We start from the raw sequence: 20,960 nt of genomic DNA on the forward strand, positions 1-20,960 counted from the left end.
AGGCGGAAGATGTTATCCAGGATCTTGGCGTTGTTCGGCTCCTGCTCGAACTTCACCAGCTGATTGTCCACGGTGTCCAGGCTCTCGCTGGTCTCCGTCAGAAACTCCCGCAACAGATCATCCATGAAAACAGGCCTTCATACAGGAAGGGCGCGCACGAGGCGTGATGCGCCATTTCGGAATGGGGCCAGCTTCACCGCAAAGCGTTTAATATTGGTTGAGTATGTGCAAAAGAACGGCACCAACAAAGAGATAAGGCGCTCCGGACAAGCCGAAGCGCCTCGTAAAGATTGCATTAACGCGTCGCGAGCGAGGCTTCGCGTTTACGAAGCGGTAACGATGATGGCTTCGCCTTCCGGCTTGAGCGTCACGGTGAGCCCGCAGGCCTGCGCGAGCAGCCGCGTATAATAAGGCTGGATCGCATGCGCATCGGCAGCCGGCCCGCGCTCGCCGCTCAGGAGCTCGGAGATGTTCTGCGGCAGGCGTGCATTGTGTCCGGTCGCGGTGATGCGAAAGCTCATCACCTCGCCCTCGCCGACCGGATCCACCGTCAGCATGCCGCCGCGCGGGATCGTGTGCTGGGCGACGACCAGCATGTTGAGCAGCAGCTTGACGCGGTTCTTCGGCAGCAGCAGCCGCGGCAGATTCCAGGTGATCGAGCACTTGCCGTCCTCGATATGGCCCTTCGCCATGGTGTGGGCATCGCCGAGATCGATCTGCGCGCCGGAGGAGCCGGCCGCGCCGAAGGCAAGGCGGCAGAACTGCAGCCGGGCGGAGGCCGTCTTGGCGCTTTTGCGAATCAGGTCGAGCGCGAACTCGCGGTCCTCGGGCTTGGGATCGTCGTCGAGCACTTCGAGCCCGTTGACGATGGCGCCGACGGGGCTGATGAGATCGTGGCAGACCCGCGAGCACAGCAGCGCGGCGAGTTCGAGCATATCGGGAGCGGCAGTGGTCGCGGGCGACGAAGCGTCAGACATATAATGGGGTCCTGGAGGGTTCCTGGAATTGCACGGCGCTGGACGCCGCGAATCACGCATGCTTGACGGATGCTGCGGGTTCTAACATTCGCAACCCCGCGGCAGCTAGCTTGCGATCGGTTCGAGGCGGCCATAAGCCCCAAGCGAATCGATCGGGGCGAATCAGTGGACGAGGAACGATATTGCCGACAGATGAGGCATGCAGGTGAAACGGATCATTGACGGAGCGGCCGCTGCCGGCCTGATGGAGCCGCTGACTGCGCTGGTGGTGAAGGCGGGCGAGGCGATCCTCGCCGTCAACCGCGCGGCCATGCGGATCGACGGCAAGCAGGATGGCTCGCCGGTGACCGAGGCCGACCTTGCCGCCGACCGCATCATCGCGGACGGACTCGCGCAGCTCGCGGGCGACGTTCCGACGCTGTCGGAGGAGCGGACCCAGCTCGCCTCCCCGCCGTTCCAGGGCAGCTTCTTCCTGATCGATCCGCTCGACGGGACCAAGGAGTTCGTCGCCGGCCGCGACGAGTTCACCGTCAACCTCGCCTTGGTGACGGACGGCGTGCCGCTGCTCGGCATCGTCTCCGCACCCGCACTCGGCCTGCTCTGGCGCGGCATCGTCGGCCGCGGCGCCGAGCGCGTGAGATTCAACGGCGCGACGATTGCCGCCGCCGAGCCGATCCGCACCCGCAAGCTGCCGGCGCGCGGGGAGCCTTGGATCGCCGCAGTGAGCCGTTCGCACGGCGATGCCAGAAGCGAGGCGTTCATCGCCGACAGGCCCAATGCCGTCAGGATGACGTGCGGCTCGGCCGTGAAATTCGGCCGCATCGCGGAAGGCGGCGCCGACATCTATCCCCGTTTCGGGCCGACCTCGGAATGGGACGTCGGGGCCGGCTGCGCGGTCGTGACCGCGGCCGGCGGCAAGGTGACCGACGGCAAGGGCGGCGAGCTCCGATTTGGCCAGCGCCGCGATACCGGCTTCATCATCCCGGAATTCATCGCGTGGGGCGACCCGCAGGCGGTAGGCTGCGACTGACCAGGGCTCGTTACTGCCCGAGCTTCTCCTGCAGGGCCGGCCAGCGCTTGCCCACCTCATAGAGGAAGCGCTCGGGATCGGCGACGAAGGCGTCGCGATTGTCTTCCCGGCTGAACAAATAGAGCCGCTGCGCCACGATCGCGAAGAAATGCGGATTGGCGGGGACGGTGACGCCGCGGGCGATATCGACCGGATCGTAGCCGCCGAATTGCGGTCCGTAGATTTCGGGATGGGCCTGGAAAGAGGCGCGGTTGCCCTCGTTCCGGAAGCGCCAGACGGCCCCCCAGAGGTTCGCCTCGAACTCCGCCGTCCCCTGCACGGCCGCGCCGGCGACGAAATAAGCGACGGGGTCGAAGCCCTCGATGGCGACGCCGCTGAAGCGGTTGACGACGATCCGCTCGGTGGTGGCGGCCCCTGTCGGTCCGCCGGCACCGAGGATCCAAATGCCCGCCAGCAGGCAGAGGCGGCGGGCGATCAAGGCAATTCCGGGGCGCAAAGGGCTATCTTCCTGCCGTTGTGCCGTCATAGTTGCTGCGGATAACATCCGAGTCGAGGGGACATCCGGCGCAACCTAGGGCCATGCCTGTTGGCGTGAGGTTAAGGAAGCGACCGGATTCGGTACCAGGGGTTCTTTTATGACTTTCGCATCACGCCTTGCTGCGCTCGCGCTTGCCGCGATGATCGGCTGGATCGTGCCGGCCTCCGCCCAGCAGACGCCGCCGCCTGACCTGCCGCCGCCGCAGCGGACCCCGACGCCCAATACCTATGGGCCGGACGAGCTCGTCACCGCCGGCCATCGCTTCTTCGGCAACGTCTCGCGCGGGCTCGCCTCGATCATCGAGAAGGCGGTCAGCCAATGGGGCCTGCCGAACGGCTACATCCTGGGTGAGGAAGGCTCCGGCGCCTTCGTCGCCGGCCTGCGCTACGGCGAGGGCACGCTCTACACCAAGAACGCCGGCGACTTGCGCGTCTATTGGCAGGGCCCCTCGCTCGGCTTCGACTGGGGCGGCGACGGCGCCCGCACCATGACGCTGGTCTACAACCTGCCGGCCACCAACGCGATCTACCAGCGCTTCGCCGGCATCGACGGCTCGGCCTACATCATCGGCGGCTTCGGCATGACCGCGCTGACCTCCAACAACATCGTGCTGGTGCCGATCCGCTCCGGGCTCGGCCTGCGCCTCGGCGCCAATATCGGCTATCTCAAATACACCCCGCGGGCGACCTGGAACCCGTTCTAGGCCCACGTCCTCCCCACTGCCCACCGATCAAGGTTAACGACAGAGCGGGGCTGGCTTTCTGCCGGCCCGCCATGGCATTGTCGTTGGTGAATTTTTCCTTAAGCTTGGGAGTTCTGGCCCATGGTCGAACCGATCATGTACCTGGCGATCGGTTTCCTGCTCTCGATGCTGTGCGGGCTTGCGATCGTGCCGCTGGTGCATAACCGCGCGGTGCGCCTGACCACGCGCCGGCTCGAGGCCGCCACCCCGCTCTCGATGGCCGAGATCCAGGCCGACAAGGACCAGCTCCGGGCCGAATTCGCCATGTCCGCGCGGCGGCTCGAGATGAGCGTCGAGCAGCTCAAGAACAAGACCACGAGCCAGCTCGCCGAGCTCGGCAAGAAGAGCGACGCCATCAACCGCATGAAGATCGAGCTCGGCGAGAAGAACGCCACCATCTTCGCGCTGGAGGCGCGCGAGAAGGCGGTGAAGGAGCAGCTTCGCGCCACCGAGGAGGAATTCGCCGCCAAGACGGCGTCCTTGCGCGAAGCCGAGATCGCGTTGACGGACAAGCAGGCCGAGCTCGCCAAGATCAACTCCGAACTGTCCGACCGCTCGATGATGGCGGAGAGCCGCCAGGTCGAGCTGGTCGCAGTGCGCGCGCAGATCGAGGAATTGAAGCACCGGGTCGGCGATGCCGAGAAGGAATTTGCCGCCACGCAAGCGCGCCTCGCACAGGAGCGCACCGAATCCGAGACCGCCTCGCGCGAGCTCGGCGAGGCGCGCGGCCGCGTCGAGAATCTGAGCCAGCGCGTCACCGAGCTCGACCGCCAGCTCATCGTGCAGGTCAAGGAGGCCGAGATGCTGTCGAGCCGCGTCGCCGATCTCGAAGGACGCCTTGCCACGCAGGGCAAGCTGCTCGCCGAGCGCGACTACGAGAACAACCAGCTGCGCCAGGCCAACGAGGCCAACGAGCGCACCATCAAGGAGCTGCGCGTCGAGATCGCGGGCCTCAGCGGCGGCAAGTCGTCGGCTGCGATGGAGCAGCTGCGCGCGGAAAAGGCCGCGCTGGAGGAGCAGCTGCGCAGCGCACGCGACGAACGCGCGAAACTCCAGCGCGACATCAACGCGATCCAGCAGCAGGCCGAGAGTTCCTGGGCGACCGAGCGCATGGAGAACGCGCTTCTGCGCGAGCGCATCAACGACATCGCGGCCGAGGTGGCAAAACTCGCGATGCAGCTCGAAGGCCCGAACTCGCCGATCGAGGCGCTGCTCGCGGCCGAGGCCGGCCAGCCGCCGAAGCCGGCGCCGCGCCCGGCCAACGACGCCGCGACGGGCGGCGCTCCAGCGCCCCGCCTGCCCGAAGGCGGCGGAACGCTCGCCGAGCGCATCCGCGCGCTCCAGGCCCACGCCTCCCGCGCCCGCCAGCAGGGCGCGTAACCGGCCAAAAATCCGGCTTCCCCTGCGGAAGGCGCGACCTGACCAAGGTTTTCCGCCCCGGCGACGGCTTGAAAACTTGACACCTTGGGCCGGCACTTCTAAATCGCGGGCTCCGATGTGCCGGCCGGCCCAAGGTTGCGGCCGCCTGCATGATGGTCCCGGGCGCATAGCTCAGCGGGAGAGCGTTCCCTTCACACGGGAGAGGTCCAAGGTTCGATCCCTTGTGCGCCCACCACGCTTCGCCAAAAGGCTTCGCGTGGCGCAGCCACCCCCAATGGCAGCGAAGCGTGTCTGGCGTAGCTCGAAGAGCGTAGCCGGACTGCGGGTCTTGCTTCCGCTCTGTCAAAAACTCGAAAACAACCCCATGCACAGTAGCCGACCTCAGTCGGATCAAAGGGGTGCGACTTTTCCGAATTTTTCTTGCTCCGTCGGGCAAAACAGGGGCATGATGGCATCATCGGGAGGGGCGCACGCTTGATGAGCATGCTGCGCCTGAGGGCCCGCACGGCATCGCCGGCTTAGAGATTCAGGGATGAGCTGGATGACGCTCCCCCGCCCTCCTTCGAAACTCTGGATGCGAATCGCGATCGCGGTGCTTGCTGTGGCCGGCATCGGAATCGCGGCCATGGTTGGTCTCATCTGGTTCGCACTCGAGGGATTTGTCACGCGGAGATACTACCCAGCTGGCGCGGGAGCAACGTCGTCGAAATTGCGATGATGCCAGGGGTCGAGGGAGGCTTCATCCGGCACGATGAGAAGGTCGGCTCGATCCGGATCGATTACAAATGATCTGCGGGCTCGACGAATGATCACCACTTCATGGAGACCGAACCGGCAATCTCTGCTCCGCAACCACGCGCACTGGCGGAAAAGAAACGCAATCCACGACGTCGAACAGCACGCTGATGCTGCCGCTGAATGACTGCGCGAAAGCGATCGCGTCATCGCGCTTTGCGTCGGCGATTTGTGTGCCGAGCGTGCAATGAGGTCGCCAGTTTTCCGGCCGATAATGCAGCCGACACAAGGCTGGATCGATTGCAGCGCTGATGGAAGCGTGCCACCGGACGAGCGTTTCATCGAACTCCGGCTCCGCCCAGAGCACGAGCGGCGGACCTGCGAACCAACAAATTCGCCTGAACGCGACCTGCAATGGCCCTTCGCCTCCAACTGCGCGGAGCATGGTCTCCCACGCGGTCTTCGCGGTAATCTCGGGCGCATCATAAATGGCGAATGTGAAATGCGGCCGATAACCGAGCCCCCTCATCGAAGGCTGGCTCTCAAACGCGGCAACTTCATCCCACAAGGCTTCGATGCGCTCTGCGGAGGAATGGTCGGACCGAATGTTGATAGCCAAAGCCATGCGCCGGTCGCTCTGTAAAGCAATGGATTTTTGCCTCACCAATGGCGATAAAACCAGGCCTTTTGCGCGCTAGTGAGCCATAAGGACGGAGATATCCGCGTGCTCCATGATATAGCTGGTCGCTCCACCGAATATCATCTGCCGTAGCCGCGTGCGGGTGAAAGCTCCTTTGATCAATAGATCGCAACCGTGTGCCCTGGCGGCATCGAGGACCGCCTCACCAGTTTCGCGCCCGTCCAGCTCAACGCTGATCAAGCTGGCCGCAATGCCATTGTATTGGAGTTGCCGAGCGATCTGACCGGCAGACGGTCCTGGCACCGCTTGGCCGCCGACAACGGTTAGGACCGATACCCTTTCGGCCAGACGAAGCAACGGCATGGCAAATGCGTTTGCCCGAGCTTGCTCGGTACTCCCGTTCCAGTGGATCATAATGTTTGTTGCGACGCTTCTTGGTCCATTCGACGGCGCCAGTAGAACGGGCCTGCCGCTCTCAAACAGCGCGGACTCAATCGCGCGGCGGTGAGGGCCCACCGCATCAATGTCAGACCGCGCCATCACGATCAGATCGAAAGCGCGCCCATAACTTCCGACAAAGTCTTCGCCCTCAGGCGCGGTCTCCAGCCAGCCGAAGCATGGCGGGTTCGACCCTGCGGTGGCGCGGGGAACATCATGCTTCAGCATGAATGCTTCGAAAAAGTTGCGCATGTCGTTCAGTTCGGCTTCGCTCTTCACTTGATACGTGTCCAGGAGAATGCCGGTGGCCAATTCCGCGGCCGCATATTGAGGGATGCCGAACCGGAGTGGAAAGCCTTCGATATAGGCGCCGGTGCGACGCGCTAGGCCTACGGCCACAGCGAGCGTAGCTGTCATCATCGGAATATTCTGAAGCGGGACCAGGAGCGTCTTCATTTCGAATCTCCGATTTTCTGACGAAGATTGACGGTGGATGCATGCTCTCAATTGGGGCGGCGTCTGCAACACCTTCACTTTGCGAGCCGCTCTGGTTTGCCACCGGCAACGGTTGCAATCATGCGGCCTGCTCAAGCCTCGCATCGATCTCCTGGCGCAGCGCGGCGAAGTCGATTGGCTTGGTCAACAGGTCGGCGGCGCCCTTCTCCAGCGCCTTGCGCTTGGTCTCGGCATCACCGTAGGCCGTGATCATGATAACCGGTACATCGGGGCGGGCCGAGCGCACGATAGGCAGCATCTCCAGTCCGCTCATTCCGGGCATGTTGATGTCGGACAGGATCAGAATCAGGGTGGCATCCGCAATCTCGGCCGCGCGCTGCAATGCCAGGGGCGCCGAGGATACAAACTCCATCAGAAAACGACCGGCGCGCAGATCGCGCCGAAACTGCTGGCGGAACAGCGCCTCGACATCGGGCTCGTCGTCGACCACCATGATATAGACGCTCAATTTCTGCCTCCGCTCTACAATGGTGCCGCCCGCGTACGCGGCAGCGTAATGATGAACTCGGTATATTCGCCCGGCTCGGTATCGACCTCGATGCTGCCGCCGTGCTGCTTCACGATGATGTCGTGGCAGATCGAAAGCCCAAGGCCAGTTCCTTCGCCGGCCGGCTTGGTCGTGAAGAATGGATTGAATATCTTCTCTCTGACGTCGGCCGGGATGCCGGTGCCATTGTCGCGAATGCGAATTTCGACGGCGCCGCCGAGGTCTGTGGTCGTCGCACGCAGCCTTGGCTCGAAGCCGTCACCGACGGCCTCCTTTTGTTTGCTGGCCGCGTAGAAACCGTTTGAAACCAGATTGAGGAACACCCGCGTGATTTCCTGCGGATACAGCTCGAGGGCTCCCGCAGACGGATCGAGTTTTCTCTCAAGCGTGATATTGAAGCCGGCTCTTTCAGCGCGGGCTCCGTGATAGGCCAGGTTGAGACTTTCTTCGAGGATGGCGTTGATCTCCGCCGCGCGGCGTTCGCCGGACCCCTCGCGGGAGTGCAGAAGCATATTCTTGACGATGGAATCGGCGCGCGTTCCGTGCTGCACGATCTTTTCCAGGTTACCTTGCAGCATGTGGATCAGCGCGTCGATGTCCTGCCTTTCCACCTCGCCGAGGCCGGCTGAGCGCAGCGCGTCGCCGAGCTCGTCGGTCAGTTCGGAGGATAGCGCAGCAAAATTGTTGACGAAATTGAGCGGGTTCTTGATCTCGTGCGCAATGCCGGCGGTGAGTTGCCCGAGCGAGGCAAGCTTCTCGGTCTGGACCAGCCGATCCTGCGTATTTCGCAATTCCTCGAGCGATTGCGACAATTCCATGGTGCGCTCGCGCAGTTCATTCAGCAGGCGTGCATTCTCGATCGCGATCACGCCCTGGTGTGCGAAGTTGGACACGAGCTCGATCTGCTTGTCTGTGAAGGGTTTCACTTCCTGGCGGAAGATCGTGATCGTGCCAATCAGCTCATCTTCCTTGAGCATGGGAACGATGACGAGGGTCCTTGCGCCGGCAAGGTCAGCGAGCGCGCGAACATTGGGGTTGCCTTCGATATAGGGCGGCTGCGTCCTGATGTCGTCGATATGAACGGTCTGATGACTCTTCTCGACGGTGCCGAGCCCGCTCGCGGGATGTGGGCGAATGTTCTGGTAGAGCCGGGTATCGACATAAGCTTGCGGCGCGTTGTGCAATGCGACCGTGCGAAAGCCGCCCTCCTCGTACAGATTCATGGTGCCAAAGCCGGCGCCGCAAATTCGCGTCGCATTCTCCAGCATCTTGTGGAAGACCGGAGCGAGCGCGCCCGATGAAGCGCTTATGATCTCCAGCACCTCCGACGTTGCCGTCTGCCGCGCCAGCGATTCATTCAATTGCTCGAACAGACGCACATTGCCAATGGCGATCACCGCCTGGTCGGCAAAGGTGGCGACGAGTTCGATCTGCTTTTCGGTGAAGGGCTGCACGCGCTTGCGGGCGACCACGATCGCGCCGATCGGCTCATTTTCGCGCAGAAGGGGAACACCGAGCGCCGTGCGCTGACCAGCGATCGTGATTGACGCCTCCAGGCCGTATTCGGGATCGGCAGCGACGTCGAGGATTTGCACCGGACGGCGTTCGAGGACGGCTCGACCCGTGACCGTGCCCCGGCCGGGAGCGATCGGATGAGCCCGCAGAAAGGCAATGTAGTCCTCGGAAAACCCGACCGCTGCTCCGGCCAGATATTCATCGCCCTCGCGGCGCATGATGAAGGCCATCTCCGCCTCGCACAGCCGTGCCGCCGAATCGACCAGCGTGTCGAGCACGGTTTGCAGGTCGAAGGTCGAGCGGCTGATCACCTTCAGCACGTCGGCGGTCGCAGTTTGCTGCTGGAGCGATTCGGCGAGATCGCGCGTCTTCGCCTGGACCTCATCGAACAGCCGCACATTCTCAATCGCGATCACGGCCTGATCAGCGAAAGTGGAGACCAGGTCGATCTGCTTGTCCGTGAACGAGTTCGCGGTCTTGCGGCCCAGGAATAGCACGCCGATCACTTCTCCGGACCGCAGCAGGGGTACGCCCAGAAGGGTGCGGTAACCGCCGGCCCTCTGTTGCTCGGGATAGGCATAGTCGGGATCGACCAGGACATCCGGAATCTGAACAGCCTTGCCGCACAGCAGGACGCGCCCAACGAGGCTACCGCGTCCAGCATTGAGCCGAACGCCCGCCGAGACCTTGGCCCACTCCGGCGAGAAATTGTACCGAGTTGCGTGATAGAAGGAGCCATCGGCGTCCTGCCGGAGGATTGCCGCCATGTCGGCCCCACACAGCGACGCCGCCGATTCCGTCAGCGTGTCGAGAACCGTTTGCAAATCGAACGCGGAGCGACTGATGACTTTCAACACATCGGCGGTCGCGGTCTGCTGCTGCAGCGATTCCCGCAAGTCGTCGGTACGCGCCTGCACCTCGTCGAACAGCCGCACGTTCTCTATGGCGATGACGGCCTGGTCGGCGAAGGTCTGCAGAAGCTGCACGTGATGCGGAGCGAAGGCCCCCGGCTCTGCCCGCGTGACGCTGATCATGCCGATCACCACGCCGCCAGTCGCGAGCGGAACGAACAACATGCTGCGAAAGCCGCGGGCGCGCGCGATGAATTTGATCTCGTTCGTCAACGCTTCCGTATCGGGGGTCGGCACCACCTTGCCCGCCTGTGTCCTCGCAAAACTCTCGAAATCGGTGATCGGACGCGGAAACATCTTCTTCAAAGCTTCATCGGCGGCAGAATTCGTCGGCGTGAACGCCGCCAAGTGGGCATTGCCGTCGATGAAGCGGAATACGGTCGTCGAAAAGCCGCCGAGCAAGGCATTTGCCCGCCTCGCGATTGCATCGAATACCGGCTTCACCTCCGATGGCGAGCTGGCAATGATCTTGAGAATGTCCGCGGTGGCGGTCTCGCGATCTTGTGCGGCGCGCAACTCGGCCAGGAGCCGCGCGTTCTCCTGCTGCAATTCCGCCACAACGCCCTGAGGAAGCGCGGCCATGATGAAAATCCGTGTCGGCAGCCGGTTCGCGGCCGACGTCAAAATTTAATCAAGAAAGCGCCGGGAATTATTTCACCATCAGGTGCTTCCGACCAGACATACCGTGAGTTGATTTTCGATCGACTACGCGTCAATTCGTCCTCGTGATCGACCGAAGCGGCAAGTTTCACACAATGCCGCTGGAGGCCGATTTACCTCGGGTCCGCCTGGTGCTGGCGCCAGGGGGATCGCGGGACCCACGTGCCGCGAGCGCCGTAGATTGCGTCCCGAAACACCTAGGAGAGCCCCATGGCGACCATATTCATCACCGGCAGCACCGATGGCCTCGGCCGGGCGGCGGCCCAATCGCTGCTCGATCAGGGGCACCGCGTGGTGCTGCACGCGCGTTCAGCCGATCGTGCCGCGGCTCTCGGCGGCCTCACTTCGCGTGCGAAGGGATTGGTGATCGGCGATCTCGGGAGCGCGGCGGAGACGCGGAGCATCGCGGACCAGATCAACGCGATCGGGCGCATGGATGCGGTCATTCACAACGCCGGCGTCTACACGCGGCCGAGCCGCGGCGCGACGCCGGAAGGCCATGCCGAGACGCTGGCCATCAACACGCTTGCGCCGTTCATGCTGACGGCTCTGATCGCGCGGCCCGCTCGATTGATTTATCTCAGCAGCGGATTGCACCGCGGCGGAGAGGGCTCGCTCGACGACCTCGATTGGACCAAGCGGGCCTGGAACGCCGCCACGGCCTATGCCGAGAGCAAGCTGCACGTCGTCGCGCTCGCCTTCGCGCTGGCGCGGCGGTGGCCCAACGTCCTCTGCAACGCCGTCGATCCCGGTTGGGTGCGCACGAAGATGGGCGGCGCGGGCGCCCCTGTCGATATCGACACCGGGCAACGGACCCAGACCTGGCTGGCAGTCAGCGAGGATCCCGCGGCCCTCGTGAGCGGGCGCTACTGGCATCACCTCGAGCAGCAAGAGCCGGCCCGTGAGGCGACCGATCCGAGGTTTCAGGACCGGCTCATCGGCAAACTGAGTGAGCTGACGGGCGTCGAGCTGCCGGAGGTGTGACGTTCGATGTATCCTCGTCATTGCGAGCCAACGGGTCCGCGCGAAGCGCGGCCCGATGACAGGCTCCACGAAGCAATCCAGAATCTCTCCGCGGAAAGACTCTGGATTGCTTCGTCGCACCAGTGCAAAATTGCTTCGCAATTTTGTCACGGGCTCCTCGCAATGACGGCGGAGAGCGGCGTTTCACGTCGCGCGCTGTGGCCGCCAGGCCGTGTAGAGACCGATCAGTGTCCCCATGGCGACCAGCGCGGCTGCCAGCAGCACCTGCAATTCGCCGTTGTCGGTGGGGCCGATGGACGACACCAGCCGGGATACGATGACGAACAGAATGCCCACTGCGGCCGCGGAACCCACGCAGAGATAAGCGAGCTCGCGCGTCAGGCTGCGGCCGAGCAGTCCGAGGGCCGTGAAATACATCGAACAGGCGTTGGGATGAACGAACAAGGCAATGCGCGCATAGCGGCCATAGGCGTCGAACAGGGACTCGCATCGGCGCAAGGCCGCCTTCGAGGCCACCCGCTGCAGAAACGGCCTGAAGAAACGCGCTTGTCCATAGCTGAGAACGGCGCCCAGGATGATGGCGAGCCACGCCGCGAGGAAGACGGAGCCATCCACGGCCTTCGGACTGAGCGCCACGGACATCAGGATGAGGGCGGTGCCGGGAAAATAGCCGAAATACGGGAAGACCGCTTCCACCAGCACGCAGGCGAACATGAAGGCTGGAAACCATGCCGACCCGGCCGCGCCATGGACGATGGCGTTCAGGTCGAACAGGCTCGTCCTGTAGAGAACGAGGTACATGCACATGGCGAGGCCCGCCAGCGCATAGAACGGCAAGGCTCCAGACAAAAACCGTCTCATCCAATCATCAACTTCGTTTGGCGGAGACGACGGCCTCGCGCTGTTCCGGATCTGCTTTAGGCGAATGGGATTGAGGCTGTCGATGGCGCTCTTTGCCACGCAACTCACCTCGGCTTGCGCACCCCTACGCAATCGACAGGATCTCGATCTCCTGCGCACCTGAACCGACGACGTCGCCGACCGCCTTGCCCATCAGCGACCTCGCGACGGGCGCGACGAACGAGATCGAGCCGGCCTTGGGATCGGCTTCGTCCTCGCCGACGATGCGGTAGGTCTGGACGCGGCCGTCAGCACGGCTGAAGCTCACGGTGCTGCCGAACGCAACGATTTCGGTCGCGACAGGATCGGGCATCACCTGCGCCGTGCGCAAGCGTTCCGTGAGATAGCGGAGATCGCGCAGGGGCACGGCGGACTGCCGGCGCTTCTCGTTGACGTCCTCGATGGCTTGCGCGGCTTCATAGGCCGCCCGCGCTTCGGCGAGCTGCGCCTGCAATGCGTTGAAGCCTGCTTCCGTCACGAGGTTCGGATGCGGCGAGATCGGGCGGTCCGGCAACAGCGTCTCGGACGCGGTTTCGGCGCTCTCTTCCTTGGTGAAGGCGACGCTCAATTGAAGATCCTGTCGAACTGTTTCGCTTGCGACGCCATGGCGCCGACGACCGAGATTATATCTCAAGTTCGACGAAACGGCGGAGCTTGAAGACGAGGTCCGGCACGGCCTGGCGGAACCGGGTTGCGTTCTGGAAACTGGTGGAGAACGGCGCGAAAGTGAGCATCGCGTTCCAGTGCCGGTAACCATAGACCGTGACCGAGACGCCGGAACTCGGGAAGTTGTCCAGCTTGCGCAGCTCGCCGAGCACGAGATCGGCGATCGCCTCCGCCGGCAGCAGCCGCTTGCCGTCCCGCGTGGTTGCGATTTGCGCGGGCGGCTCGGCCGGCTCGGCGGCCGCAGGTGCGGCATCGGGCGCGCTCTCGGCTTTAGCCGCATCGGACCTGGAGTCGGACCTGGATTCGGACCTGGACGTCGCGGCCGGCTCCTCGGGATCCGCCGGAACGATCGGCGGGACCTCGGCGAGCGAAGGCGATGCAACAGGGTCTGCGCGCTTGTTGCCTCCCAGGATGCTGCTGATCATGGCCACAAGGCCGGCATCCTTTACCTCGTCGCTCATCATTCCCCCTGGGCTTCGGCCTACTCTAGCACCGCTCGCGCAGACCGCCACCGGCGATGTGGCAGGGCTATCGCACATGGGAGCTCTTCCCTTGCGGCCATCCTTCGAGACGCCCGCTTTGGCGGGCTCCTCAGGATGAGGTCCGAGTGCGCGGCAGCAGCTTCAACGAGCGCTGGTGCCGCAGAGCCTCATCCTGTGAGGAGGCGCGTAAGCGCCGTCTCGAAGGATGAGGCGTGCGCGCCGGCCGCGCCACAAGTCATAGGCGATAGCGTGCGATCCGTTACTGCTTAGCGAACGGAATGTATTGGTGGTACCGCTTGGGCACCGAGCTGCGATAGCGCGCCGGCACGGTGCCGGTGTCGACCGAATGATCGATCTCCTGCTGGCGGGTCATCTTTTTCTTCGCCGGCTTTTTCGACGCGCTCTTCTTGCCGTCAGTGGGCTGGCTGGACGTGTCGGTGGTCGCGCTTGGCGCTGTGGTCGTCGCAGCCGGCGCAGTGCTTGTCGCGGCAGGCGCAGCGGTTCCGCCCGCGGCCGGCGCGCCCTGCGCCAGCGCGAGCGGCGATTGCATCATGAGCATCAGCGCTGCCGTCGCAGCCAGCAAATATGATTTCTGCATCAGAACCTCCAAAATGCCTGATCCGAATGAGCCAGCGTAGGCCTCCGGCATCGACGCGTGCAAGTCCGCCCACGATAGGCCCGATCGCACGCCGGAACTGTGGTGGGGGTCACACTCCCGGCATGGTCTGCCTTCACGACCTCGCAGCGTGCGCAGGTGCGCAATGGCGCGCTCGGCTATGCGCGAGCTGCGCGGCCGGTCTCCTCCAGTCGCGAGGCGAACCAGCGTGACAGCGGCTCGTCGACGGCACCGCTGACATAGACCTCCGACATCGTCACATGTTGCCTGTCCAGCACCAGGAGCAGGCCGATCCAATAGGGAAACCAGACATGGACGTCGGTCAGCGCCCGCAGCTTGTGCTGGTCGTGATCGAGCGGCGTGTGGTTGCTCGCCTTGCGGATCTCCACGGCGAGCAGATTGTTCGGGATCTCGCGCTGATGCACGACGACATCGGGGTAGATCGACTTGCCGAGATGGTCGTCGGTCGAGATGATGGTGCCGTGCGGCAGATGCAGCGTGCGCTCGCCGAGCCGGTCGTAATTGCAGTCGACCGACCAGCCCGAAAACTGCTTCTCCAGATGCACGGCGAAACGGTGCGTGACCGCCCGCTCGCCGACGTCCTTCTCGAACAGGAAGCCCTCGTGGGCGTAGAAGTCCCTGACAGCCGCGATCACCTTATTCAGCTCGGTCTGCATCGTGCCTCCGGGCCCATCACGTGCGCGCCAAGTTGGTAGCCCGGATGAAGCGTAGCGCAATCCGGGACTCTCGCAAAACACACCAGCCCCGGATTACGCTACGCTCCATCCGGGCTACATGAGACCGGAATTCGCGGCGCAATCGGTCCGGTCTACATCTGAACTTCGATCAGGCGCGGGCCGGGCTCGGCGACGGCCTCTGCCAGTGCCTTGTTGAACTCGTCGGCATTGGTGACGGCGCGGCCGGGAACGCCCATGCCTTTGGCCAGCGCCACGAAGTCCAGGGTCGGGCGGTCGAGGCGGAGCATGTCATTGGCGCGCTGGCCGGGCTCGCCGGCGCCGACATTGTCGAACTCGCCGCGCAGGATCTGGTAGATGCGGTTGGCGAACACGATGGTGACGATGTCGAGGTTCTCGCGTGCCTGGGTCCACAGCGACTGGATCGTGTACATCGCGCTGCCGTCGCCGACCATGGTGATCACCTTGCGGTCCGGGCAGGCGATCGCGGCACCGATCGACAGCGGCGTCGAGAAGCCGATCGAGCCGCCCATGTTCTGCAGCCAGTCGTGCGGGGCGGCCGCCGCCGTCGGCGGGAAGAAGCCGCGGCCGGTGGTGAGGGATTCGTCGACCATGATCGCGTTCTCGGGGATCGCACAGGCAATGGCCTGCGCGATCGAGGCGAAGGTGAGCGCGCCGGTCGGCTTGACCAGCTCAGCCAGAGCCTGCGGCTTGACGTCCCTGGTGCTGGCCTTCACGGCGCCGGCGAGTGCCTCGAGCGCGGCGACCGAATTCTCGCCCCAGGAGGTCATGCGATGCACCTCGCAGCCCTGCGGCTTGAGCATGCTCGGCTTGTTCGGATAGGCGAAGAACGCCACGGGGTCGTCGGACTCGACCAGCACGATGTGACGGAATTTCGCCAGCATCGGCAGGGCTTGATCGATGACGTAGTGGATGCGGTCGATCGAAAAACGGCCACGGCCGCGCGCCATCTTCGGACGGAAGGTCGGGCCCATCACGGTGCAGCCGGTCTTGCCGGCGATGCGCTCGGCCAGCGCCAGACCCTGCGCGCTCAGCGCGCTGCCGGTCATCAGGAGCAGCGTGCCTTCGCCGTCGCCATGCAGGATCTTTGCGGCCTGCTCGACCGCCTGCGGCGAATAGCCGGCGCGCTGCTGCTCGGCCGGAACCTCGGCGATGCCGTCGGCCTCGTTCCAGGCGGTGTCGGCGGGCAGGATCAGGGTCGCGATCTGCGGCGGCGCACTTTTCGCGGCGGCAATGGCGGCGGCGCCGTCCGCGGCGACCGATTTGGCATCCGGCGAGGTGCGGACCCAGGACGACATCGGCCGGGCCAGGCCTTCGATGTCGGAGGTCAGCGGCGCGTTGTAGCCGATGTGGTAGACGGCGTGCTGGCCGACGATGTTGACGATGCCGGAATTGGCCTTCTTGGCATTGTGCAGATTGGCAAGGCCGTTGGCGAGGCCGGGGCCGAGATGCAGCAGGGTCGAGGCCGGCGTGCCCTTCATGCGGAAATAGCCGTCGGCCGCGCCCGTCACCACGCCTTCGAACAGGCCGAGCACGCAGCGCATGCCGGGGACACGGTCGAGCGCCGCGACGAAATGCATCTCGGAGGTGCCGGGGTTGGTGAAGCAGACGTCCACCCCGCCCTTGACCATCGTCCGCACCAGGCTTTCCGCACCGTTCATTCTGTCTGCTCCCGCAACCTGCCAGTGATCCGTTCGGTCAATCATTGTTCGCGCGGCGCGTCAAAGCAATAGCGGGCATTGCGGCCCTGCCCCGCGTGACGACGCACGGATTTGGCTAACGTTTTCCAGCAAATTGGCGCAGTTGCGATTTGGTAACGTCAGTCGTTAACGATGCGACCCTCACGGGCCCGTGGCTTGCGAAACGCGCGCAAATATGGCCTCTGGGTCCGGTTGAATCGATTTTTTTCTGGGGGAGATGATGATCCGGTTTTTTGCCGCACCGATGGCCGCAATGGCGCTGCTGCTGGCTGGCGCAGCCGACGCGTCCGCGACGGGGATGATGGACTTCACGGGCACCAGTTCCACCAGCTATATCGGCCGCGGCGGCGCGAGCCCGATCCCCCGCACCACCGTCATGTATAACGGCAGCTACGCCCCGGGCACCGTCGTGGTGAACACCGCCGAGCGGCGGCTCTATTTGGTGCTCGGGAACGGGCAGGCGCTGCGCTACGGCATCGGCGTCGGCCGCGACGGCTTCCGCTGGGCCGGGGTGCACAGGATCACCGCCAAGAGGGAATGGCCGGACTGGACGCCGCCCTCGCAGATGCTGGCGCGCCGGCCGGACCTGCCGCGCCACATGAAGGGCGGCATCGACAACCCGCTCGGCGCCCGCGCCATGTATCTGGGCTCGACGCTGTACCGCATCCACGGCTCCAACGAGCCGGAGACGATCGGTCAGGCCGTCTCCTCGGGCTGCTTCCGCATGACCAACGACGACGTCACCGACCTCTATAGCCGCGTCTCGATCGGCACCCCGGTGGTGGTGCTGAACAACTGACCAGGAACCCGCGCGGCGCGTGAATTTGCGCTCTTGTGCACGCGGGGCGAATGCGGCAGCGTCACAGCACGATGAGCGCATTCGTCCCGCCCTCGCCCGGCTTTCGCTTCGCCCTGCTGGCCCTCGCGACGCTCGCCTGCGCGCCTGACATCGCACCCATGGCTGCCGCCGCCGAGCTGCCCGCGGTGTCCTCGCGCCAGCGCGCCGAGAAGAAGAGCTTCACCGACGGCGAGATCATTGAAGGCTTCCTGAAGACGGCATTCGGCGCCGAATACCATCTTGCCGGCCGCGTCGACCGCATCCGCAAGTTCGACGGGCCGGTACGCGTCTACGCCGAGAGCGACCGCGAGGATCGCAAGACGCAGCTCGCCAAGGTCGTGGCCGACATCGGCAAGCGCGTGCAGCATCTCGACATCGCCATGATCGACACCAACGAAGCGGCGAATGTGCGCGTGAAGCTGGTGCGCGACCGCGATCTCTTCCGCACCATCTCGAGCTTCTACGGCGCCGAGAAGGCGCGCGAGATCCGCTCCTCGCTCGATCCGCAATGCCTGTCCGGCTTCCGCAAGAACGACAATTTCGAGATCGAGCATTCCGACGTCATCCTCACCGTCGACAACGGCGATTTCACCTTCCTCGATTGCGCCTATGAGGAGCTGCTGCAATCGCTCGGGCCGATCAACGACACCACGAGCGTGCCCTGGACCATGTTCAACGACAACGTCTCGATGGGCTATTTCGACGTCTACGACCAGTACATCCTCAACCTGCTGTACGATCCCCGCATCAAGGCGGGCATGACCGTGGCGGAGGTCAAGACCGTGCTTCCCGCCGTCCTCAAGGACGTGCGCGCCTGGGTGAAGCGGGCGAATAATCTGAAGGAGTGAGGCGGTCCAAGGGAGCGATCTACTCGTCGGCGTCCTTCTTCCGCAGCAGATCCGTCGCCAGATCCGACAGCTTCGGCGGCGGCAGAGCCGCGAACGGCAGCGGCCGCGTCACATCGATCGCGGCCAATCCCAGCCGCGCCGTCAGCAGCCCGTTCAGCACGCCTTCACCCAAGCGCTGCGACAGCTTCGCCGCAATGCCGTGGCCGAGCATCTGCTGCACCAGGCTGTCGCTCGCAGCCATGCCGCCGGTGATGGCGAGATGAGCGATGACGTGGCGAAGCAGGCGGATCATGCCGAGCGCGCCGGGACGACCGCCATAGAGATAAGCGAGCTGGCGGATCAGGCGCAGTGCCGCCACGAACACGAACAGCACGTCGATGGCGGCGCGCGGGCTCACCGCCGTCACGATCGAGACCTTTTGCGCCGCTGACGACACCAGCCGCCGCGCCTCGGCGTCCAGCGGCGACATCAGCTCGCGCTCGGCGAGACGGATCATGTCGGCGCCGTCGATGATCTCGCCGGCGTGGCTCTCCAGCGTCGCGCGGGCGCGCGCCAGCTGCGGATTCTGGTGCGCGATCTTGAGCAGGTCCTGGACGATGACCCGGCTCTCCTTGCGATCGTCGCTGGCCAGCACGGAAGCTGCGCGCTGGTGCAGCTTCTCGATGGTCGCAAGACGCGCGAGACCGAACGCCTCGCGCCCGATCACCACCGCAAGCGCCAGCGCGGTGACGGCGGCGAAGGCAAGCCCGACGAAACCGAGCGTCTCGTTGCGCGCGAACAGATCCTCGATCAGATGCACCACGCCGAGCCCGGTGCCGAGCAGCGTCAATCCGGCGAGCCCCGACCAGAACAGAGTGCCCCAGGGAAAGCCGCGCCGCGCCGGGACTGCGGCTTGCACCGGCACCGGCAGCATCGCCGGGTCGGGCTCCGGCGTGATCTGGATGGTGGCGCGACCGAGACGGCCGGTCTCGTCGGCCTCGGCGACGACGACGCCGGGATCATCGAGCCGGAACGTCGCCGGCCGCCGGGGCTTCGATCGGTCGTTCATGCGAGCTTGTCTCCGATCAGGAACTGCAAGGCACGGTCGAGGCGGATGTGTGGCAGCGTCGGCTCGTCGGCACCCTCGCGTTCGAGCTTCGGCGGGCGGAAGCGCAGGAAGCGGAAATCGCTGTTCCCGGCCGCCTCCGACGCGAGCCCGCGGAACGCATCCGTCCCATTGAACAGCGGCTCGGGATCGAGCGGCAGATCGCCCGGAAAGGTCGCAACCTCGGTGTTGCCGTCGAAGAACTCGCCGCCGGCGCTTTCGCCCGCGGCAGGTGTTCCCAGGATCGACGGCAACTTGTCGCGGCCGTGCGCCACCTGTGCTTCGCGCGTGGCGCGCACGGCGGCGAGCGCGACGACGTCGATCGCCGCGCCGGTGTTTTCCGCGCGCGCGACCGCGCGCGAGACGGCGCGGCGCAGCACCGCCTCGAGCCGGTCGTGGCTGGAATGATGCAGATGATCCGCCTTGGTCGCCGCGAACAGGATGCGGTCGATGCGCGGCCGGAACAGGCTGGAGAGGATCGTGCTGCGGCCGGTGTTGAAGCAGTCGAGAATGCCGGCGAGCGCGGCTTCGAGATCGTGCAGCGCCTCGGGGCCGGAGTTGAACGCGGCGAGCGCATCGGCCAGCACAATCTGACGGTCGAGCCGCGCGAAATGATCGCGGAAGAACGGCCGCACCACGACGTCCTTGTAAGCTTCGAAGCGCCGCACCATCATCGCCCACAGCGATCCCTCACCCGCCTGCCCGCCCGCAGGCACGTCCAGCGGCGCAAAGGTCAGCGCCGGCGTATCGGCGAGATTGCCGGGCATCAGGAAGCGACCGGGCGGCAACAGGCTCATCGCAAACCGCTCGTCGCGGCAGGCGCGCAGATAATCGGTGAAGAGCTTTGCGGCCGTCAGCGTCGCCTGCTCGTCCTCGCGCGCTTCAGGCTTGAGCGTCGCGAGATGACTGTGCCACTCGGCCGCGAGATGCGCGCGCGGCGCCTCGCGCGACAGCGCCAGGCTCTCCGCCGACCATTGCTCGTAGCTCTTGTGGAGCAGCGGCAGGTCCAGCAGCCATTCGCCGGGATAGTCGACGATGTCGAGCGTCAGCGTGCGGTCGGCGCCGTTCGGGCGCTGGTAGTCGATCACGAGCCTGAGCTCGCTGATGTCCACGGTCGAGCTCGGCCAGCGCCGTTCCTCGATCAGCGCGCGCAGATGGCTCTCATATGCAAAGCGCGGCACGGCATCGTCCGGCTGCGGCGCCAGGTGCGCCCGCGCGATCCGGCCCGAGGCGTAGGCCTCGAACACCGGAAACCTGCCGCCACGCGTCAGTCCATGGATCAGCGCGGTGATGAATACGGTCTTACCGGCGCGCGACAGACCGGTGACACCAAGCCGCACCGTCGGGTTGAAGAAGTGCTCGCCATAGTCGATCAGCGCCCGCGCCGACAGCCGCGCTTCCTCGACCATATCCTGGAAACTGAATGCCATATGAACGTGAGGGGATCTCGGGCGAGGGATACGCAAAACGGATTAGTCACAAAAGTGGCAATTGCCTGAAGAAATTCAAGCTTTCATACTTCCACCGCCTTTCTCGGCAAATCAGCCGTTTGAACGA

The 20,960-nt window shown here is 64.7% G+C and carries 20 protein-coding genes and 1 tRNA gene; 7 read left to right on the forward strand and 14 right to left on the reverse strand.

The features are described from left to right. Window positions 1-323: 323 nt before the first annotated feature. Entirely contained in the window at window positions 324-977 is a 654-nt protein-coding gene (locus I6F16_RS28380; protein WP_036009803.1) for a histidine phosphotransferase family protein, read from the reverse strand. Window positions 978-1,176: 199 nt separating this feature from the next. Between I6F16_RS28380 and I6F16_RS28385 the strand changes: the two genes are divergently transcribed. Next, window positions 1,177-2,007, forward strand: coding sequence for a 3'(2'),5'-bisphosphate nucleotidase CysQ (locus tag I6F16_RS28385; protein ID WP_225134794.1), 831 nt, complete (start codon window positions 1,177-1,179; stop codon window positions 2,005-2,007). A 10-nt stretch (window positions 2,008-2,017) separates the two neighbouring features. On the opposite strand, the gene I6F16_RS28390 is transcribed toward I6F16_RS28385, so the two are convergent. After that, complete coding sequence (locus I6F16_RS28390; RefSeq protein WP_036009801.1) at window positions 2,018-2,503, reverse strand: YHS domain-containing (seleno)protein; 486 nt, start codon at window positions 2,501-2,503, stop codon at window positions 2,018-2,020. A gap of 139 nt (window positions 2,504-2,642) precedes the next feature. On the opposite strand from I6F16_RS28390, the gene I6F16_RS28395 reads away from it, so the two are divergent. From I6F16_RS28395 to I6F16_RS28405, 3 genes are all read left to right on the forward strand, one after another. After that, on the forward strand, window positions 2,643-3,248 hold the full coding sequence (locus I6F16_RS28395) for a DUF1134 domain-containing protein (RefSeq protein ID WP_225134795.1): 606 nt from the start codon (window positions 2,643-2,645) through the stop codon (window positions 3,246-3,248). A gap of 120 nt (window positions 3,249-3,368) precedes the next feature. Then, window positions 3,369-4,667, forward strand: a complete 1,299-nt coding sequence (locus tag I6F16_RS28400; protein ID WP_225134796.1) for a hypothetical protein — start codon at window positions 3,369-3,371, stop codon at window positions 4,665-4,667. 160 nt (window positions 4,668-4,827) lie between these two features. After that, window positions 4,828-4,902 (forward strand) — tRNA-Val (locus I6F16_RS28405). 582 nt (window positions 4,903-5,484) lie between these two features. On the opposite strand, the gene I6F16_RS28410 is transcribed toward I6F16_RS28405, so the two are convergent. From I6F16_RS28410 to I6F16_RS28425, 4 genes are all read right to left on the reverse strand, one after another. Beyond that, entirely contained in the window at window positions 5,485-6,027 is a 543-nt protein-coding gene (locus I6F16_RS28410) for a 2'-5' RNA ligase family protein (RefSeq protein ID WP_225134797.1), read from the reverse strand. Between the two features lie 69 nt (window positions 6,028-6,096). After that, a complete protein-coding gene (locus tag I6F16_RS28415) occupies window positions 6,097-6,936 on the reverse strand; it encodes a universal stress protein (protein WP_225126679.1) in 840 nt (279 codons plus the stop codon). A 118-nt stretch (window positions 6,937-7,054) separates the two neighbouring features. Continuing rightward, the gene (locus I6F16_RS28420; RefSeq protein ID WP_036009791.1) at window positions 7,055-7,444 is read right to left on the reverse strand and encodes a response regulator; all 390 of its coding nucleotides are present in this window, start codon (window positions 7,442-7,444) and stop codon (window positions 7,055-7,057) included. Window positions 7,445-7,458: 14 nt separating this feature from the next. After that, the gene (locus I6F16_RS28425) at window positions 7,459-10,491 is read right to left on the reverse strand and encodes a GAF domain-containing protein (protein ID WP_225113930.1); all 3,033 of its coding nucleotides are present in this window, start codon (window positions 10,489-10,491) and stop codon (window positions 7,459-7,461) included. Between the two features lie 288 nt (window positions 10,492-10,779). Between I6F16_RS28425 and I6F16_RS28430 the strand changes: the two genes are divergently transcribed. Further along, on the forward strand, window positions 10,780-11,553 hold the full coding sequence (locus I6F16_RS28430; protein ID WP_225113929.1) for an SDR family NAD(P)-dependent oxidoreductase: 774 nt from the start codon (window positions 10,780-10,782) through the stop codon (window positions 11,551-11,553). Window positions 11,554-11,736: 183 nt separating this feature from the next. Here the strand turns inward: I6F16_RS28430 and I6F16_RS28435 are convergent, their stop codons facing one another. The 6 genes from I6F16_RS28435 to I6F16_RS28460 all read right to left on the reverse strand — a co-directional run bounded on the left by I6F16_RS28435 (window position 11,737) and on the right by I6F16_RS28460 (window position 16,594). Continuing rightward, window positions 11,737-12,414, reverse strand: a complete 678-nt coding sequence (locus I6F16_RS28435; RefSeq protein WP_249785646.1) for a hypothetical protein — start codon at window positions 12,412-12,414, stop codon at window positions 11,737-11,739. Between the two features lie 124 nt (window positions 12,415-12,538). Continuing rightward, entirely contained in the window at window positions 12,539-13,021 is a 483-nt protein-coding gene (gene greA, locus I6F16_RS28440) for a transcription elongation factor GreA (RefSeq protein ID WP_036009784.1), read from the reverse strand. Window positions 13,022-13,076: 55 nt separating this feature from the next. Next, window positions 13,077-13,580, reverse strand: coding sequence for a hypothetical protein (locus tag I6F16_RS28445; RefSeq protein WP_225113927.1), 504 nt, complete (start codon window positions 13,578-13,580; stop codon window positions 13,077-13,079). 280 nt (window positions 13,581-13,860) lie between these two features. Continuing rightward, on the reverse strand, window positions 13,861-14,199 hold the full coding sequence (locus tag I6F16_RS28450; RefSeq protein ID WP_128266570.1) for a hypothetical protein: 339 nt from the start codon (window positions 14,197-14,199) through the stop codon (window positions 13,861-13,863). 176 nt (window positions 14,200-14,375) lie between these two features. After that, window positions 14,376-14,894 (reverse strand): hypothetical protein, encoded by a 519-nt coding sequence (locus tag I6F16_RS28455; RefSeq protein ID WP_036009755.1) that lies wholly within the window; start codon window positions 14,892-14,894, stop codon window positions 14,376-14,378. A 152-nt stretch (window positions 14,895-15,046) separates the two neighbouring features. Continuing rightward, window positions 15,047-16,594 (reverse strand): acetolactate synthase large subunit, encoded by a 1,548-nt coding sequence (locus I6F16_RS28460; RefSeq protein WP_225113926.1) that lies wholly within the window; start codon window positions 16,592-16,594, stop codon window positions 15,047-15,049. A gap of 259 nt (window positions 16,595-16,853) precedes the next feature. Between I6F16_RS28460 and I6F16_RS28465 the strand changes: the two genes are divergently transcribed. Beyond that, window positions 16,854-17,432 (forward strand): L,D-transpeptidase, encoded by a 579-nt coding sequence (locus I6F16_RS28465; RefSeq protein WP_225113925.1) that lies wholly within the window; start codon window positions 16,854-16,856, stop codon window positions 17,430-17,432. Window positions 17,433-17,503: 71 nt separating this feature from the next. Further along, the gene (locus I6F16_RS28470; protein ID WP_225113924.1) at window positions 17,504-18,319 is read left to right on the forward strand and encodes a DUF2927 domain-containing protein; all 816 of its coding nucleotides are present in this window, start codon (window positions 17,504-17,506) and stop codon (window positions 18,317-18,319) included. A gap of 19 nt (window positions 18,320-18,338) precedes the next feature. Here the strand turns inward: I6F16_RS28470 and I6F16_RS28475 are convergent, their stop codons facing one another. Further along, window positions 18,339-19,367, reverse strand: a complete 1,029-nt coding sequence (locus I6F16_RS28475) for a TIGR01620 family protein (RefSeq protein ID WP_036009749.1) — start codon at window positions 19,365-19,367, stop codon at window positions 18,339-18,341. After that, window positions 19,364-20,833, reverse strand: a complete 1,470-nt coding sequence (locus tag I6F16_RS28480; protein WP_036009746.1) for a YcjX family protein — start codon at window positions 20,831-20,833, stop codon at window positions 19,364-19,366. Before I6F16_RS28480 ends, I6F16_RS28475 begins: the two co-directional genes overlap by 4 nt. Window positions 20,834-20,960 lie beyond the last annotated feature (127 nt).

It is taken from the genome of Bradyrhizobium sp. IC4060, from assembly GCF_020193715.1.
In the GTDB taxonomy this organism is placed as follows: domain Bacteria; phylum Pseudomonadota; class Alphaproteobacteria; order Rhizobiales; family Xanthobacteraceae; genus Bradyrhizobium; species Bradyrhizobium yuanmingense.